General features: G+C 65.8%; 10 protein-coding genes. 2 read left to right on the forward strand and 8 right to left on the reverse strand.

Annotated elements, in window-relative coordinates; genetic code table 11:
* Positions 1-130: 130 nt before the first annotated feature.
* Positions 131-1,738 carry a recombinase family protein gene (locus GF068_RS42265; protein ID WP_170320017.1) on the reverse strand — a complete coding sequence of 536 codons (1,608 nt, stop codon included), beginning with the start codon at positions 1,736-1,738 and terminating at the stop codon, positions 131-133.
* Between the two features lie 97 nt (positions 1,739-1,835).
* Here GF068_RS42265 and GF068_RS43995 point away from each other — a divergent pair, with 97 nt between their 5' ends.
* Together GF068_RS43995 and GF068_RS42270 are read left to right on the forward strand one after the other, a co-directional pair.
* On the forward strand, positions 1,836-2,039 hold the full coding sequence (locus GF068_RS43995) for a hypothetical protein (RefSeq protein ID WP_170320018.1): 204 nt from the start codon (positions 1,836-1,838) through the stop codon (positions 2,037-2,039).
* 55 nt (positions 2,040-2,094) lie between these two features.
* Positions 2,095-2,346, forward strand: coding sequence for a tyrosine-type recombinase/integrase (locus GF068_RS42270; RefSeq protein WP_153825256.1), 252 nt, complete (start codon positions 2,095-2,097; stop codon positions 2,344-2,346).
* A gap of 3 nt (positions 2,347-2,349) precedes the next feature.
* Here GF068_RS42270 and GF068_RS42275 read toward each other — a convergent pair whose 3' ends face one another.
* The 7 genes from GF068_RS42275 to GF068_RS42305 form a co-directional block, all read right to left on the reverse strand.
* Complete coding sequence (locus tag GF068_RS42275; RefSeq protein ID WP_153825257.1) at positions 2,350-3,930, reverse strand: tyrosine-type recombinase/integrase; 1,581 nt, start codon at positions 3,928-3,930, stop codon at positions 2,350-2,352.
* A 172-nt stretch (positions 3,931-4,102) separates the two neighbouring features.
* Entirely contained in the window at positions 4,103-6,295 is a 2,193-nt protein-coding gene (locus GF068_RS42280; RefSeq protein ID WP_170320019.1) for a Kelch repeat-containing protein, read from the reverse strand.
* 292 nt (positions 6,296-6,587) lie between these two features.
* Positions 6,588-8,225, reverse strand: a complete 1,638-nt coding sequence (locus GF068_RS42285; RefSeq protein WP_170320020.1) for a Kelch repeat-containing protein — start codon at positions 8,223-8,225, stop codon at positions 6,588-6,590.
* 785 nt (positions 8,226-9,010) lie between these two features.
* Positions 9,011-10,612: a Kelch repeat-containing protein gene (locus GF068_RS44000; RefSeq protein ID WP_170320021.1), complete on the reverse strand. Its 1,602-nt coding sequence runs from the start codon at positions 10,610-10,612 to the stop codon at positions 9,011-9,013.
* A gap of 863 nt (positions 10,613-11,475) precedes the next feature.
* Positions 11,476-14,019: a Kelch repeat-containing protein gene (locus GF068_RS42295; RefSeq protein WP_153825261.1), complete on the reverse strand. Its 2,544-nt coding sequence runs from the start codon at positions 14,017-14,019 to the stop codon at positions 11,476-11,478.
* A 64-nt stretch (positions 14,020-14,083) separates the two neighbouring features.
* Positions 14,084-15,952, reverse strand: a complete 1,869-nt coding sequence (locus GF068_RS42300) for a tetratricopeptide repeat protein (protein WP_170320022.1) — start codon at positions 15,950-15,952, stop codon at positions 14,084-14,086.
* A 7-nt stretch (positions 15,953-15,959) separates the two neighbouring features.
* Complete coding sequence (locus GF068_RS42305; RefSeq protein ID WP_170320023.1) at positions 15,960-18,323, reverse strand: protein kinase domain-containing protein; 2,364 nt, start codon at positions 18,321-18,323, stop codon at positions 15,960-15,962.
* Positions 18,324-18,503: the final 180 nt, after the last annotated feature.

The raw sequence follows: 18,503 nt of genomic DNA on the forward strand, positions 1-18,503 counted from the left end.
TCTTCGACCTGCGGCGCCACTGCGCGGTGCTGAACCTGGAGGTCATCCTGCGGCGAGGCGGTGCGCTGGCCTTGCACAAGGCCGCGTAACTTGAGGTGGAAGCGAACGGGTTGGCGCTCTAGGGCGCCTGCTAGGCGTCGCCGGGCGGGAGCGCGCGCACGTGTTCCGCGCCTCCCGCGAGCATCGGGCGAGCCGGACGCCTCGGATCCTCGTCACCCAGCGTGGCGAGATCGGGCAAGCGCCCTTCCGCATACCGGACCGCCATCGTCGCCGCGTCGCTCCATTCCACGGCGATCCCCTCCGGGCCGATCGTAATCCCCTCGATCAACGCGGCGAGGGCCGCGCGCCGCGCTGGGACACCCATGCTCGGCCATTGCTCCCCAATCGCCCGAAGCCATCCCAGCGCCCCTTGACGGTTCGCGACCGTATCGGCCGACGCTTCCGCGGACAGCGCCCGCTCCTCCGCGTCGATCGCCGCAAGCTCGCGCTCGATCCTCGCCGCTTCCGCGCGAATGACGTCCATGGACCATGCGCCGGAAGACACCATGGAAACGAGGTTGCTCCGCGCCGTGACGAGCTTGGCCCGCTGCGCCCTGAAGTTGGGCGCGTGAGGCGACGCGGGGGGCGCCTTCGATAGCTGCCTCTCCAACGCCTTGTAATGGCGCACAATGAGCCCCTCGATATGGGGATCGACGTTGTCCTTCCGATTCCACGGAGCGTCCGAGCAACCCTCCCGCGTCGCGTTCTTCAAGTGCGGTGCATAGCGCTTCCGACACACGTAGTAGCCTTCATGCGCGTTGCTCTCGCCCGCGGGTCTGCACGTGATCGCCGATCCGCACAGCGTGCAGCGGGCAAGCCCGCGGATCAGCCAGTTCGCGGTCTTCGTCTCGGCGCCAGGCTTGCGCCCGTAGGAGCGACGTCCCGCCAGCGCATGCTGCGCCGCATGCCACATTTGCAGGGGAACGATCGGCTCGTGCGCGTCGACCCATTCCGCAGGCTTCTGCGTCATCTGGCGCTTTTTATCCGGCCGGACGGGCGTGGTCGCAAGCTGCCCCGCGTACATCCTGTTTTTGAGTATGAGCAGGATCCAGCTCGTGGCGAACGCAGCAACCCCTGGATACTTCTCCTGACAATGGCGCGATATCTCGGGAGCACCCTTGCCCGCGAGGCACATGTCGAACATCTCCCGAGCAATCGGCCCCTTCACGGGATCGATTTCCAATCGGCGGGGCTTATCGTGGATATCTACCCCCTTGGCGCGCACGTACCCGAACGGGGGATGCCCTTCGACGAACTTCCCCAGGGCGCGGAGCCGCTTCTTGTTCCCTTCGGTGCGCTCTCGAATGCGCGCCCGCTCCATTTGCGCGATGGATGCCCACAGCGCCATTTGCGTTTCCCCCTCGGGGGTAGAGGCGTCGAAACGCTCGGCGAGGGAGAGGAAGCGCGCCCCGCGCTTGATGATGTCCCGCACGGCGGAGATCGTGAAGACGATATCGCGAGAGAACCGATCGAGCTTCGCCACGATCACGAGATCCCCCGGGCGGACAGCCTTTAGCAGGGCTGCGATCTTCTCGCGTTTCTCCTGAGACTCGACGCCCCCCGACTCCGTCTCTTCGAAGTCGATCGGATCGGGGAGGCGGGCATATCGGCAGTAACGCCGGATCTCCTCGTCCTGCGCGTCGAGGGACGTGCCGGATCGCATCTGTTCCATGGTGGAGACGCGCCGATAGGCGAGCACGCGCGACGTCCCGGGGTGGGGGCCGTCGACCGTGGGGACGCGCACCGCGGGAGGCTCGACGCCCGCGGGCGCGGGAGTATCCTGCATCACTTCGCCGATGGAAACGTCGCTCGGCGGGCTCGCGTGCGCCCTGTGCTGCCCTGCCCCGCGCGCCTTGCTGCCCCTGCTGCCCTTGCTGCCCATGGCGGAAAGGATGGCCGTCTTGGGATCCATGGTCCAGACCTCGATCATCGATGGTACGAACACTGAACGCTTGAGCAGTTATTATGCCCGGCCGCGCGTCGCGCTCAATGTCTCATAAGTGTTCGGAATCGTTATATTTGCGACCCACCTAGCAGGTAGCAAATAGATTCCGCATGGGGGTGCCCGTGCACGTGGTCCAGCGCATGGCGGGGCACAAGCACCTGTCGACGACGCAGCGCTACGTGCACCACCTGAAGGAAGACCTCGCCGAGGCCGCCCGGAGGATCGCGAAGGCGACCGAGGGGCGGGGCAACAGCGGGGCAACGGAGCCCGGCGAGCCGGAGCAGGGGCGGGGCGACGGACGGGGCGATGGTGGGACATCGCACGATCCGAGGACGGCCAAGGGGCGAGGTCGGAAGGGGTGACCGTCACCACGGAGCCGCTCGCGACCCGCCGGGATCGGCGAGAGCACCCAGGGGGGTTGGGGCAACAGTGGGGCAACGCGTTTCCAGACGGCCCCGGGGCAACGCGGGGCAACGCGCTAACCCCTCGAAATCATTGGCACCCCCGGCAGGAATCGGACCTGCGACCTTCGGTTTAGGAATTCGCGCCCGCTCGAGAACTGGTTGTGCCTGGATGTCGCTTTTGTGTGCGTAGGAAGCTGTGGAAGCACGATCGGACAACGGTTTCTGCGTCGCCAGCGGTTTGCGGAAGTGATGCCTTTTCGGTGCCGGCCTTGTGCCGGTTTTCGATGTGAAGACGGGGGCGCGGGGCACCTCTGAAGCAGTCGGGCTGGGCACCGTAGGGGTCGTGGTGGTCACCGTCTCCCACCGGAGCTCGATCTTCGCGACCGCTCGGGCGAGCTGCTCGAGGTCGCGCGCCGTATAGTGCTTCTCGGTCACGTCGCGGAGCGCGTGGCCCATGAGGCGCTTGCGGACCTGCTCGGGGACCTCTGCGTCGGACAGCCACGAGGCGAAGCAGGCACGGGTTGCCTTGAAGTCGAGCGCTTGGCCGCGGAGCTCGATGGGAAGTCCCAGCAAGGCGAGGTGTTCACGGATCTGCTCGGCGCTACGGGGCCGTGCGGGCTCACCGTTCGGGCCTGGGAAGATAAAGTCTTTCGGCGTCGGGGTTCGACCGACGAGTTCGCCCCAGTGCGTATGCCATTCGAGCAGTGCTTCCCGGGCCGCGGGATGAAGCGGCATCGTGCGCTTGCTCTGCCTGGTTTTCGGGTCCCTTGGCTGTGCAAAGCTGACCCCGGCCTTCTTCCCTATGAGTGCAACGGCCTGCTCGATCCGGAACGTCGGCGTCGCGCCATCGAGGTCGACGTCGGACCAGCGCAATCCGGCGATCTCGCCATCGCGCGCGCCGCTCGTGAATGCGACGGCGTAGCGTGCGCGCCAATCGAGGGTGATCAGCGGAGAACTCACAAGGGCCGCCGCCCATTCGAGCGGAATGCGGAGAGCGCCGTGCGCCTCCAACTCAGGCACCTCACGCTGGACGCCCGGATGCTGCAGGATATTGGCTGGACTCGTCACCCAGCCCTCGGCCATGGCATCGGCGAAGAGCGTGCAGAACGTGTAATAGACGTTGCGCACCGTCGAGGCCGCGCGCTTCCCACGGATATCCCGGATGAATGCGCGTAGCTCCGGCACTTCCAGCGAGACCATGGGCTTCGCGCCGAACCGGGGAAGGATCCAGTTGTGGAGGGCCCCTCGGTTGCCGCTCAGGGTTGCGGGGGAGACGCGCTCGTCACCGGCGCGCAGGCTGAGCCATTTTTCGGCGCAGGCGGCGACGCTGAGGCCCTCCTCGCGGCGCTGCGTGAGGGCGAGGTCGGGGCGCAGGTTCTCGGAGCGAAGCCATTCGGCCGCCCAGGTTTCGGCGTCGCGTTGGCGGGTGATCTCCTTCGGGAGGACCTTCTGCGGCTGGCCGCGGACGGGGTCGGCGTAGCTGAGAACCCAGCGTTTCTTGGAGGGGCGGTAGAAGAGGGAGGTGCCTTTCGGGAGGGGCATGATGACGCGGGATGGTATGGGAGGTTAGCACTCAGATGCTGGGGGGCACGGACGCCATAAGGCTTGGACCCAAAACCAGTTCGAGCGGTCGCCCACGCGCGGCTTGATCCATGGGTGAGTCTGCCAGTACGCTGTTTGGAATGTTACCGTCAGGGCAGAGCTGCCAAAGTCGCTACGTACCATTGGATTCAGCCAAGCTACGCCTACGCACCATCCATGTCGCGAGCACGATGAGAAAGAGCCGGGTTCCACTCCAACCGCTTGCCCCTCCAGCCGCGAGGCACGCGCACGCTGTACCAGGGCGCTCGTCTTGCTGTACGAAACAGGTGCCCAGGTAACCGGTGAGGTAGCAAGCGTTGCCTTTGGCACAATCCGCATTCGACGTGCAGCGCTCCAAACATTGCCCCGTGTCCACGCATCGATATGGCCAACAGTCGTGGCCAACGCCACCGTCTGGGGCGATGAGCGAGTGTTCACCATCGCACTCAAATTGAGGGATGCAGCTTTGGTCGGGTGCGCAAATATGCTGCGCCTCGCACTCGCCGCCGTTCGCCGTACAATACGAATGACATTCGTACGAGGCATTGCACTTGTACGGAGAGCAAGGGTTCACGAGCCGCGGCGCGCACTGGCCATCCGGGAGGCCAGTGGCGGACGAGTTGCACGAGAGGCATTCGGCCGTGCAGCCCGCGTCGCAACAGGATCCATCGACGCACCATCCCGAAATGCACTCGCCTGCCTGAGCGCAAGCAGCGCCGAGCGGGGACATCTTCCATACCTCCGTGCTCGATAGATGCCCGGTTTCGTTGTATCCGCCGGCGATGATGACCGTATCTCCCACGAGGACAGAGGCGTGGCTGAGGCGGGGCTCCTGCGTGCCTTCGACGTTCACCCATCCTGATGGTCCCCCCTCGAAGATTTGAGCAATCGAGGCCGTCGTCTCGGTGAACGTGAATCCGCCGACCACGAGGACACGCCCGTTCGGAAGCGTCGACGCGGTGTGCTCGCCTCGTGCATGACCCATGCTACCGACGGGCTTCCAGATCATGGTGGCGTGCTCCAGGACCTCCGCGGTATCCAAGGTGCCCGAACCATAACCCCCCGTGACAAGCACCCTGCCGTCCGGTAAGAGATTGGCAGTGTGGTGCCAGCGCGCGTTCACAAGGGATGGCCCCATCTTCCATTGCATGGTATCGTCGCGTATCTCGGTCGTATTTGTTGCCTGCGAGCCTCGTCCACCCGCCACGAGGATGTCTCCGCTCTGGAGGAGCGTCGCGGTATGGGAATATCTTGGCGTCTGGAGATCGGAGCCGAATGTCCAGGATCCGGTCGCAGGGTCGAACGTCTCGGAACTCCCGAGCGTGGCGGAGTCGAACGCGCTCTGGCCTCCGACGACGAGAACGCGTCCGTCCGAGAGCCCCACGGCGGCATGGTTGTAGCGTGGCACGTTCAGCGGGGCCGTGGGGATCCATGCGTTTATCGACGCGTCGAAAACTTCGGCCACCGTGGGCTTGCTGCCGGAGGCTTCGCCCCCAGCCACCAGGATGTTGCCGCTTGCGAGGACAGTCGCGGTGTGCTGGCTGCGCTGGTGATTGAGTGCGGGGCCCGAACTCCAGGTGCCGCTGGATGGGTCGTAAAATTCGACGGAATCGAGATAATCGATTCCGCTTTGCTCCCCGCCCGCCACGAGGACACGGCCGTCCGGCAGAGGAGCCGCAGCAAAGAGCTTCCTTGCCTCGCCCATGGAGCCCGTCGTCGACCATTTGGGATCGAGCAGCGCCGGGTATCGTATGACCTCTCCATCCCATCGAACGACGACCTCACACGTGCATTCGACGCCCGTCCTACAAGGAGGCGTAACCGGGCGGCCCCAGGGAGGAGTCGGGGAGACATCGGCACGGCAACCCTTGAGCGTGAACTTCGCTTGGTGGCGGCGGAGTCGGGGACGTTCCCTGGAGTGGCTCTCGGAGGTCGCATTGAAGGCGAACAAACTCGGAGGTGCGATCCGGAGGCGCGGCGTGCCCGCTGCATCGAGGAATTCGATGGTGTTAGCCACGTGCCGCAAGCCGGGGACGTTCGACAGGTTGAGCAGATACCGGACCTCTTCGCGCTGCGGACGCGATCGGAAGAAGAGGTAGTTCTCCAGGCCGTCCCGATGAGTCGCGTAGAAAGACGTTGCGAATTCTCCGTCCAGGGCGCGTGGATACACCGCGAGTCTGTCAACCTCGGCGAGCGGCATGTCCCCAGCGTCGGGCATGCAGAAATCGATGCGCGCGCCTCCCTGCTCTTCGATTCGAGCCCAGCCGGACGCTCGCGATGGCACCACCACGCGCGCGCCATGAAGGCTGTCGCCCGGCGGGGCCATCCTGATGAAGGGGAGATCATCAGCCGATGGTGACGTCGAAGCGAAGAACGGGCGCAGTTCGTCGAAGCGAATTGCCTCATCGAGACCTCCGCCGCCTTGGCCGTACGTTGCGCGTGAGAGCCACTCTCGTAACGCGCGGACCTCTCCGCGTGCGACATCCGCGCCCCGATCCCCTTCCAGACCCGCCCCCTGGGGCTCTCGCAGGCGAGGGGGCTCTCTGAACGCTACGTCCGTGGCCGCGCAGCACGCAAGCAAGAGCGAAGGTATGTACAACCAGCGAGGCCCTTTGCTCTCATGAAAGCTCATTTCCCGTCTCCGCTCGTCTCTGTCGTCTCATCGACAACGCAATATATGAAACACCAAGCATGATGAGCCATCGCGCTGAGGCACTGCATGGTGCTGGGAGGCTGCAGGAGCAGCCGGGGACCTCCGAAACGCCGGCACGGAGCGGAACGCATTCATTGACGATCCCGGCCTTGCAGACGTTACCTGCAGCACAGTCCCGGTTCGTCTCGCAAGTCTCCAGGCAACCTCGATTTGGGACGCACGCGTAGCGCGCGCAGAGCTCTTGCGTCCCGTCTGGCCTTGTCAATACGCCAGCATCGCAGGTTCCAATGCCGTTGTAGACGCACTGTCCCCCATCCGTGCAACCGTAACCGCTGGCGCAGTCCGAATCGATCGCGCAGGACACCAAGCATGGTCCGGAAGGGTCGCACACGTACTCCTTGCACGGGTTGTAGGTGACCGGTTCGCAAATGCCATCCTCTCCGCCTCCCTTGTCTGCAGCGGTGCAAGCACGGCATGGTCCTTTGCAACGTTCGTTGCAGCAGAATCCAGCTGCGCAGAGGGCTGTCGTGCATTGCCCCGACCCGACGCATGGCTCCCCCGCGGGGACGACCCGGAACGTCTCGGCAGTCGCTAGAGACGTTTTCCCATCGTACCCACCGATCAAGAGGACGCCATCGGCGAGCTCCACGCCCTCGAACGCGGAGCGCGGGGTCGTCATTTCGCCCGCGCCGAGCCAGGAGCCCTCCTGATCGTCATGGAGGAGCGCTTCCGCGGAGGAGAGCCGAACACCTTGATTGAATCCGCCAGCCACGAGCAGACGGTCCCCGAGCACCAGAGCCACGTGGCGCTGCCGCGCGTCGAGCATCATGGGCATCAAGGACCATTCGCCTGCGGGCGACGACCCGGGCGTGTAGGCTTCGACGCTGCTCGAGGCAGCCTTGCCATTCGTTCCACCCGTGACGATGATGCGGTCTCCGGGGACGGCGGTGGCGCGGTGACCGTACCGTGGAACGTGCATGTGTGCCACCTCCGACCACGACCCGGCGAGCGGATCGAACGTCTCGCTATGGCTCAGCGCTTCCCCCGCGAACGCCGTCGACTCGAGCCCGCCCGTCACGAGCACACGGCCGTCCGACAGACGCACCGCATCGTGATATTTGCGCCGTCTATGCATGTTGCCCACCGGAGTCCACGCGCCGCTGCCAGCGTTGCCCGACGGATCGAAAACCTCCACGACGTCGGTGGCCGGGCCCGTCGGGCTGCCGCCCAGAATGCCACCAGCGACGAGCACCCGCCCGTCCGCGAGCAGCGTGGCGGTATGCAAGTGACGATCGACGCCCATCGATGCGGTAGGGGCCCATTGACCATTCTCGTATACCTCGGCCGTCGCGAGCGCCGCTTCGTTCGCCGCCCGCCCGCCTGTCACCAAGACGCGCCCGTCGAGGAGGAGCGTCGCGCTATGGCGGGACCGAGGCTCCAGCATGGGCGTCGTCGCGCTCCACGTCCTCGACGTTGGCTCGTAGAGCTCCGCGGACGCCAAGAAGGCGCTGCCCCCCGGCACCTCTTCACCAACGATCTCGTCGCCGTCGACCTCCGAGAGGGCCGTGGAGCCTGCCTGATAACCTCCCGAAACGAGCATCATGCCTCCGGGTAGGAGGGTCGCTGCATGACCTCTGCGCGACTCCACCATCTCGGAGGTCGTCTCCCAGGAGGGGTCCACGACGACAGGATATGCATCTCTCGTGACGCTCCATCGAACGCGGACGGCACACCGGCACGGCGCGCTGCGGCCAGCCTCAACCCGTGGGCCGGCCACGAGGCTGGAATCGGACGGGCAAGGCGCTCGAACGGGCCTACCCCACGGCGGGGCGGGGGCCCTGTCGACTGTGCACGCTGGGCGATCCCCCCAAGGTATGACCGATACGGCCGCGGACGACCGCCTGCCGAAGCGGTCCAGCACGAACGGGGGAGACATTCGCAGGCGAGGCGCGCCGGAAGCGTCCAGGAACTCCAACGTGTCGCCTACGAGGCGCAACCCCGCAGCGCCGGACGGCTCGACGAGATACACGAGCTCGCTTTTCGGCAGGGGCACCCGGAGACGGACGAAGTCCTCGATTCCGTTTGGTGTAGGCCGCAAGATCAGGTCGCCATGTCCAGCGATGGCTCCTGGATATCGAGTGAGCTCGCGCTCCTGCGCCCGGCGCACCGAAGCAGCGCCGAAGAGCGAGACCTGGAGCCGCATCCGAGGTTCGACGGCATCGATCACAAACGAACCGTCCGCCGTCTGCGGGAGCTCCAAGCGGACGTGCGCGCTCGACGTCGCCCACGGAATGGCCGGCGCCCGAGGATCTCGTGGCGCATGATCGCCGGGCAGCAGGCACCCGGCGACGGCGGCGAGCGTGGTGGCCGGCGCGACAATGGCTCGTCTCATGCCTCTTCTCGCATGGATCGCTCGCGGGGGCGCGGCGCTCCGGGACGCCGGCGATGGACACGGACCACGATCGCCATCAGTATCACGCAGGCGCCTGCTTCATTCCCCGCGGGAGTGGTCGTCCTGCAGGCACACCCCGGGGGCATGCCGTCCTTCGCCGTACGAACACACGTGTTCATATCCGTGCACGCCGCTTCAACTACACAATCTTCATTGGTAGTGCATTTGTCCAGGCACTGTCCGGCGTCGCCGCACCGGTAGTTGCCGCAGGGGATGGCGACCCCGTCTCTGATAGCGTGATCGTCCTTGCAGATTGGAGGAGCCGGGATACACGTCGCGGCCCCGCTGCACACGTGGTCGGGCATGCAATCGGAGTCGGTTTCGCAGGAATTGGCGCATTCCCCGGAGGGCAGGCACAAGTAGGCATTGCAAGGGTGTTTCGCGACGGGGCTGCAGGTGCCGTCGGGCAGACCGGTCTTCGCCTCGGAGCAACCGTTGCAGATCCCTTTGCAGGCCGCCTTGCAGCAAACGTCATCGACGCAATGACCGGAGAGGCACTCTCCCCCCGAGATGCACGGCATACCATTGGACGCCGCTAACCAGCGCTCGGCGCCGCCCGTGGTTTTGCTCGAAGCGTTTCCCCCCACGACCAGGACGCTCCCGTCGTCGAGCAGCGTCGCCAGGTGACTCTCGCGCGGGTCGACGAGGCTGCCGGTGAGGGACCAGGTCTTGCTGCTGGGATCGAAGAGTTCCACGGAGGACGACACGGAGTCCCCCAGTTGTCCGAATCCTCCCGTCACCATGACGAACCCGGTCGAGAGCTCGACGGCCGTGTGCTCGCGACGCGCATGATTCAGGCTCGGCAGCTCGGTGCAGCCAGGAGCGCCGCTCCCGAGGTTGCACGACTCGACGCTCGCGACACGACCATAAGAATCGCGTTGGCCGCCGATGACGAGGACGTCATCGCCATGCTGCCCAATCGACGCGTGCAGATAACGACCTGACACGAGATCTGGCCCGAGGGACCACACGCCGCTCGCCGGGTCGAAGATCTCGATCGCGGCTATCGATGCGCCGAGCGCGCCGTCATGGCCGCCAATGACGGCGACCCGCCCATCCGAGAGCCTCGTTGCCGTATGCCCGTCGCGCGCGTAGGTGAGGTCGCCGGCGTCCAGCCACGAGCCCGTCGCAGGGTCGAACAGGATCGTCTCTCGTACGTAGAGGGGCACGCCGCGGCCCCCGGCGACGAGTACGCGCCCATCCATCAACGAAACCGCGACGTGATCGGATCGCGGCGCGGGCATGGAGCTCTCGGACGTCCATGTGCCCGTTTGCCAGTCGTATCGTTCGACCGAAGATGTTTCGCCGAAATAATTCCGGGAGCCGCCCACCACGAGCACGTTGCCGTCCTGCAGACGTGTGGCCGTGTGCTTTTTTCTTGCGAGCCCCATGCTTTCGACGACGGCCCAGGTGCCGGAGCCAGGATCGAAGACCTCCGCGCTCTCAAGATCGATCGTATCCAGATCACGGCCGCCGGCCACGAGCACCCGACCGTCCGGCAGCTTTGTCGCCGTCGCATGCATTCGCCAATGTGCCATGCTGGATGTCGCTATCCATGCCGGATCCACGAGCGCTGGATAGGATATCCCGCCTCCGGTCCAATCGACGGAGACGATACATACGCACGCGTCCGATGGGCCGTCGGTCGTGCACGGCGACACGGGAGGGCGCCCCCAAGGCGGCGCGGGCGACTCGTCCACCCGACAGCCGTTCACCGACAGTGTCGCCGAAGCGGCGGCGACGCCCTCGGCTCGCGGAGACATATAGACGCGCGGCGGCGCAATGCGCAGCCGCGGTGCTCCGGAGGCGTCGAGAAATTCGAGGGTGTTTGCGACGAACCGTAGCCCCGCCACGCCATGAATTGCCACGCGGTACTCGAGCCTCTCCACGTCCGGCCGACGCTCGAAGAGGATCAGGTCCTCAGCCCGATCCTCGCGCACACCTTGAAAAATGGTCCCGTGACCGCCGAATGCTTCGGAGTAGACGAGCATCTTACCACCGCTGCGCGCCGGGACGTCGAACGCGCCGCTCAACCGGAAGGAGACGTCGAGCGACGCAGCACGGATGCGGGTCCACCCCGAGGCGAAGGCAGGCAGCTCCGTCTCGAGCGGGCATCGGCCCTCCTGGCAGCGAGGGGGTGCGAAGCGCGTCACGATACGCGAATCACCCACGCGTTCGAAGGGGCCTACGTCCGAGGATGTCGAAAAAGACGCCAGGGCGCCGCTCTGCGGAGGGAGCAATGCCCTGGCCGACGCCATCGCGGCCCGGGCTCCTTCGCTGGACGCAACCGTCGACGCCTCCTCGTCGTGTCGAGAGGGGTCCGCATCGGTGGGCGCGCTCTGGCATCCGATCAGTCCGAGGACGAGCGCCAGAGCCCTGTGCAGCCATTGCCCCGCGTTCATCAGCGGGGGCTCCTCTTCGCCATATCACGCAACTCTCGCGATCGGCGCCAATGCATGACGATCACCGTCAACACAGTGGCGATTATCGGGAGGACCGGGGTCTTCGAGGAGGCGCCGCCGACCTTGCACCCGCACCCGGCAGGAGCCTCGACCGCCGCTGATATGGAGGCGCAATTGCCTCCTGCGGTGCAGGAAGCGCCTTTCGCGCAATCGTCATTGAGTTCGCAAACGCTCACGCACGCTCCGGCGTCACAGGAAAACGGGAAACAATCCTCGGGTGGCGTATCGTCGTTTGCCTGCTTCTTTATGTGGTCGACACAATACCATTCACCGGCCGCCGTGCACAGGCCGCTCTGCTCGTTGCAGGCAAACCCTGTCGCGCAGTCGTCGTCCGCCGCACAGCTCGACTTGCACGATCCTCCTTCGGACAGATCCTGGCATTCGAATGGTGCACAGGGGGATCCAGGGACGTTCCCGCAAACACCGTCTAGGCCGCCCCCCTTGTCGGCGTTGGTACAGGCATAACAGGGCCCGCTGCAGGGTTGGTCGCAGCAGACACCCGCTGCGCAGAGCCCGGACTCGCAAGCGCCCGATACCAGGCAGGGGCTGCCGCCTGGGAGCAACGTGAAGAGCTCCGCGCTGGCAAGGTCGTTCGGTCCGTCGTTGCCGCCGGCCACCAGCACCTTGCCTGTCGCGAGCGTCGATGCGGCGTGCCACGAGCGGAGCCCGGACATGTTGCCGGCGTCGAGCCAGGCCGCGGCGCCGGGGAGCAATACCTCGGTACTGGCCAGGCGACCGTTCGCGTTGGCCCCCCCTGCGACGAGCACGCCCCCGCCCGTCATGCGGGATGCCGTGTGCGAGCGCCGCGACGACAGCATTGTCGGCCCTTGGATCCATTGGTTCTTCTCTTTCGGCAGCACCTCGCATGTCGCGAGGACCACATCGTCCGGTCCGAAGCCGCCGCAAACGAGGATGGATTCGTCCGGAAGAAGGACTGCCGTGTGCATCTTCCGTGCTTCCCCGAGGGAGGGAAGAGGCGACCACTGGCCCGTGTCGGGGTCGTATTGCTCCACGGAGGCATGCGCGGATCCGTCGTTGCTCGCTCCACCGACGACGACGACTCGACCTTCAGGCGTCAGAGTGGCCGTGTGGTATTTGCGAGCCGCGCCCATGGGGGGCGCCTGTTGCCATGATTCGGTGACCGGATCGAAAATACGAACGTTCGTCGTGGCCGGGCCGACGGAATCGGCTCCGAAGGTCAAACCACCAGCAACGAGGACCCTGTCGTCGAGCATCCTCGTAGCCGACGACAGAAGCCTGAACGTCTGTATGGGAGCCGTATAGTCCCAACTATGGGTGATGGGATCGTACAGCTCGGCCGAGTTCGTTGTGTTGTTCGCATCGACTCGACCCGCGGCGACCAACACTCTGCCATGAGGCAATGCGCTCACGGAGGCGTCATCACGTGGTTCGTTCATGGTGGGCCCCATCGACCACGTCTCGGTGGTAGGGTCGAAGATCTCGGTGGTTGCGCTGGCGGCGCTGGGCCCCTCCGGATTCCCGCCGATCACCATGATCCGGTTCTCCTGGAGAGGGCTCAAGGCGGGCCCGTTCCGGGCCTCGGCCATGCTTTTCGTCGACGACCATGCCGGATCGAGCAAAGCTGGATACACGACGCCACGACCCTCCCACGAGACGCGAACTTCGCAGCGGCACGCGTCCATGGATTCCCGCGCCGCCTGCAGGCCCCTCGAACAGGGAGGAATGGGAGGCCGGCCCCAGGGTGGGGCGGGCGACCTATCCACGACGCAGTCACCCCCGTGATCTCCAGGTACGACTTCGAGCTGCGCATACACGATTTCACCGCGAGCGTCGAGGAGCCAAGGCCTCTTCACTCTCAACCGCGGGGCGCCTCCCGGATCGAGGAACTCCAGCACGTCACCTACCAGGCGCATTCCAGCGACGGAGGTGACGTCGATCTCGTAGCGAATGGCCTCCGTGATCGGCGCGCGCTCGAATGCTACGAAGTCCTCGATTGCATCCGGACGAACCACGTGGAGCACGTCGAACACACCGCCGAGCGCGCCGCGGAACAGCAGAGCGTTCCGGGCCGCTTCGAGCTGCACGGGCCTGCTTTCGAGGAGCGCAAAGCGAATAGCGAGCCCCGAGGCGACGTCCTCGAGGAGCACCTCGCCGGACGCGTGGACCGGGACATGGACGCGTGCTTGCAGCAAACGCGCACCAGCAACTTCGACCTGGAAATGACCATCCCCCGCCGGCGTGAGGGACATCTCCCGAGCAGCCTGGAACGGGCGTCGGCGATGGCCGAGGTTTTCTCGGGAGTCATGCGCCACGAGCGAGAACCGCTCGTCGAGGGCGCGTATCTGGAGCTCGGCCAATGCCTCATGATTCATCGCTTGGCTCGGGCTCTCCCCGTAGACGCCCTCCGTTTCCGCCGTCTCCCGACCGGAGCAGCCGAGGAGGCAGGACGCGACGACCATCTCGTAGAGCATGCGCCGAAAAAAGAACGTGGAGCCGCCCATGAATGTACGCTTTCTGGGAACCTCGTTCCCGATGATGTGCGCGCCGTTGCCGCCTCTATGCGGCTCAACGGAGCTCGTATTGCATCGTCAGCCGGGGGCTGAAGGCCACGAACCGGCCATACGCTCGTTCGTGGCTCAAGATGTCGGTCCCCGGCGCGCAGAACGCAGACTCGGGACCTGCATTTTGACACTGGGCAGAGGCATCGACCGCAATGGGTTGCCCGATGCCCAGCTCGAGGTCCCCGAGCAAGAACATAGACGCGGCAAGTCCAGCGCCGAACCTCCAGTTGCCGACCTTCAGACGCGCCGTGGCTTCCGCAGATGCGAAGAAGTCCACCCCCTTCTGCGAATCCGGCGGCAGGAAAGGCGCGCCGCTGAACCCCCCCGGATCGATGGCCGCGGTAACCCCGCCCGAGCTGATCGTACCATCGATCCGGTCGTACGCATTAGCGAACACAACGTCCACCCCCGCTCTGACTGCGAGATCGAACGCGCCGTGCTTCAACAACCCATAACCGAGCCCGAGGCCCGCGAAGGGCCCCCAAAGCGAGAGGCTGTCGCGCAGCGAGTAGGTCGCGGTCACCGTCTTTCCTGCAGCCGAGAAATTGGCCGTCTCCGCGCGGGAGAAGGATGTGCGTATCCACATGCCTCCCGCTTCACCGTCGAGGGAGAAGCCATTGGGCCAGGTGTAGCCGACCCTCAGGGCGCCCATCATGCCGAACGCACCGGAGTGGCCGGTGCACTCGTCGGGGCATTCCTCCTCCGGGCCCGAATTCATGGTGGGGGCGAGGCTCGGACCCGCGACGGCCCCGACCCAGAGAAAGCCGAAGTCTTCCCAGAACGTGTCGTCGGGGTTCTTCTGGAGCGCGATATCGACGAGGCTAGGCTTCCCTGCCACCACGCTCAGCGGGATGCTTTCGTGGTGGAAGCCCGGCGCGCTTGCGGTGAGGATATGTGCCCCGACCGGCAGGCTTCCGTTCCAACGCCCCATACCGAGCTTCAGATCCCCAAACTGGAGCGTGGCGTCGGGTCGGTTGACCGTGAGCCTCACCTTGCTCAACGGTACCAGGCTCAGGCGTATCGTTTGTTCCTTTTGGACGATAGCGTCGACACGGGTCGGTGCTGAACCGACGCCTTCTCCCTCGAGCTGAACGATATGCGTGGCCGGAACGACGGAGCCCTCCCACGGCGCGGTCCCGACGCTGACGCCATCCAGCAGGACGCGTACCCTCCGGGCCAGCGCTGGGGCTACACCGGCGCTAGGCGTCGCCGCGACGTGGACGCGAATGACCGCACCGACGGGTGTCAGCTCGACGTTCAACGACTCGACCTTGGATGGCTCGATTTGCACGGTGAGTTTGCGGGAATAGTATCCGTTGCTCGTCACCTCGATCGAGTGGGCCCCCGGCATGAGGCGGATCCTCTGGCCTGATCGGACGCGGGACTCGCGATTGTCGTCGATGACGATGGCGATGTTGGCGGCGTTCGTCGTCAGCTCCAGCGCCCCCGTCTTCTCGGAGAGGCCTGCGATCGCGCTGCCGATGTTCTGCCTGTTCTCCGCGCTCAGGATCTCGGAGAAGTCCCTCACGACCTCCTGATAAAGCTCGAGTGCCTCGTCCAGCCTGCCGAGGGCCTCGAGGCAGTTCGCCGCGCCGAACGTGTTGCTGAAGCGCCGCTCAAGGGCTCGAGCGCGCAGGTAGAGCTCCAGGGCACGCTCGGGGTCGTCTCGCTCCTGGAGGTCCTGTGCCTCCTGGACGAGCCGCTGCGCCTGCTCGTGTCGCGCCTCGAAACTCTCTTCCAGCTCGGTCGGCGCGGCCATGGCTCGAGGTACCGAACCGGAGAGAACGACGAGGGCGAGTGCGACCGCAATTCGGGGCCGGCTCGACGCCTTGCGGCGTGCGCTGGTTCGATGGTCACAGGTGCGCGGCGTCATGGCGTCCTCAGAATCCTTTTTGCATTTTTAGCCCCGAGGGTGATACCCACGTCGATTGAGAGGGTGCCGGCGGCGTCGGGGGCGTCGGGGTTGGGTCGGGCGGCGGCGATGGCATGTTCGAAGATACCGGCGCGCTGGTGCTCATCGGCCTGCGCACCGCTCCTCGAGGGGCGGGAGGTGTCGGCGCAGATGGGAGCGGCGACGCGCTCGAAGGCGGCGCGAGCGGCGCGGGCTCTGCCGGCTCGGGCGGGTGGATCAGGAGCTCCGGGACGAGCTCCAACATTTGAGCTCGGGCGATCGAAGGTTTTTCAGGACGGCTCGACAGCACGGCGATGGCGCCGGTCACGATGCTCATCAGGACGAGGGGCCGCCAAGGGACGCGCCTCCACGGCCCTGTCTTCGCACTGGAGCCTGCCTCAGATGGAGCTCGCTGGTCGGGACGTCGCTCTTCCGACGGAATACCGACCAGTTCGTCTCTCGCGAGGGGCGCGCCGCCGCACGCGAATTCGTCGAGGGCTCTGTCGAGGTCCACGGCGCTCTGCCAGCGCCGCGTCGGATCCTGATCGAGTCCCCGGAGGACGATCCGCGCGAGCGCGGGGTCGATCCAGGGAGCCGCCTCCATGAGCGGGATGGGGGGTTTCGTGCAAATGGCGATGATCAGCTCGCCCGGCGTCCTGCAGTGAGGCCACGGGTGTTTCCCGGACAGGGCCTCGTACATCGATACACACAGGCTCCAGATGTCCGATCGGGAATCGACCTCCGTCGGATCTTTGACTTGCTCCGGGGAGACGTACGCGGGAGTGCCCAGCATGAATCCGGTCTTCGTGAGGGACTGCGCAGACGCGTCGAGGGCATTGGATTCGGTCCGTTTTGCGATGCCGAAATCGCACAGCTTGACGGTGACGGCTCCGGTATCGTCTTCGTGCAAGAAGATGTTGGCAGGCTTCACGTCCCGATGAATGAGCCCTCGTTCATGGGCAGCAGCGAGCCCTCTGCATACCTGGCGGAAGATACGGGCCACGATACGCGGCGGCATTGCACCCTCGGCTTGGAGTAGCTCGGCGAGGTTTCTCCCTCGCAGCAGCTCCATGACTATGAAGGGCCTCTCGCCTCGATCGTCGATACACACGTCGACGACGGTCACGACGTGGACGTGACAGAGGGCCGACGCCAGCTGCGCCTCGCGGCGGAGCCTCCTGCCGGCCTCTGGGTCGACGGCCGCGTCGTGCGGTATCAGCTTGACCGCGAACCGCTCGCCCATGTCGTCGGAGACCTCGTAGACGGCGCCCATCGCGCCGCGGCCGATGAGCCGCTCGACATGGAATCGCCCGCCGAGCACCATGCCCGCGTGCTGGACATCGCCCGACTCGCGTGAGGCCGTCGCTCCCCATGAGAAAGCGTCCGTGCGCTCGACGCCGCCCTCGGCAGGTTCGTCCATCGTCGCGCCTTCACGCGTCGGCTCTGGCTCGACCTCGCCGGGAGCGCCGCTCGTCGCTCGCCCCTGGATGACCCGGCGAATGCGGTCCGGCAGGAGCCTCGCGACCGGGCTGCAAAAGGGCGCGAGGCTCGCCGCGACGGCTCCGACGTCGACCGGACGGAAAGCTGGGTCTTTCTGGAGGCAACCGAGGATGAGTGATTCGACGGGAGGCGACAGATCGTGTCGCAGCGCCGAGGGCCGCGCCGGCTCGAGGGTCGATATACGAGCGAAGATCTCCGCCTGCGACAGCCCGTCGAAGGGCCGTTCTCCCGTGAGGAGCTCGTAGAGGACGACGCCGAGCGACCAGATATCGGCGCGCGCATCCACCTCGCGCGGGTTCGCGATCTGCTCTGGCGCCATGTAATGTGGGGACCCCATGATGGCCGTTGCGGACGTCAATCGACCGTCGGCGTCCTCCTCCGGTATCTTCGAGAGTCCGAAATCGAGCACCTTGAGCCTCGTCGAGCCGTCGAGCTGGCGCGCGAGGAACAAGTTGGAGGGCTTCAGATCGCGGTGGATGATATCCAGCACGTGGGCCGCCGCGAGCGCGTCGCACGCCTCGACGATCATGTCCGCCACTTCGGTGATCGGGAGCGGCCCGCGCTCTTTCAGCGTCGCGGCGACGTCTGCGCCCTCGAGGTATTCCATGACAATGAATGGTCTGCCCTCGCCCAGCATGCCGACGTCCATCACGCGGGCGACGTGTTCACTCCGGATCCGCGCAGTGGCGCGCGCCTCACGCTGCAGGCGCGCGATTCCTCGACGGTGCGCGGCGCGCGGTGAGAGCACCTTGACGGCGACGAACCCGCCGAGCGCGAGGTGCGTCGCAGAGAGCACTATGCCCATGGCGCCCCGACCGAGCGTGCGCTCGACGCGGTACCTGCCTGCGAGCACGTCGCCAGATCGAAATCCCGCTGCGTGCGCTTCATCGCCGTATCTGGCGGCAGGTACGTTGAACCCTTCGTCTTCCGAACCGGTCTCCGCCATGGTGTCGTGAGGCACATGTTACACGTACCGCGCATCACGCATCAAGGGGGTTCAGGATGACGCTCGCTGCCTCGAAGCAACGGCAAA

Source organism: Polyangium spumosum (assembly GCF_009649845.1).
GTDB lineage: Bacteria > Myxococcota_A > Polyangia > Polyangiales > Polyangiaceae > Polyangium > Polyangium spumosum.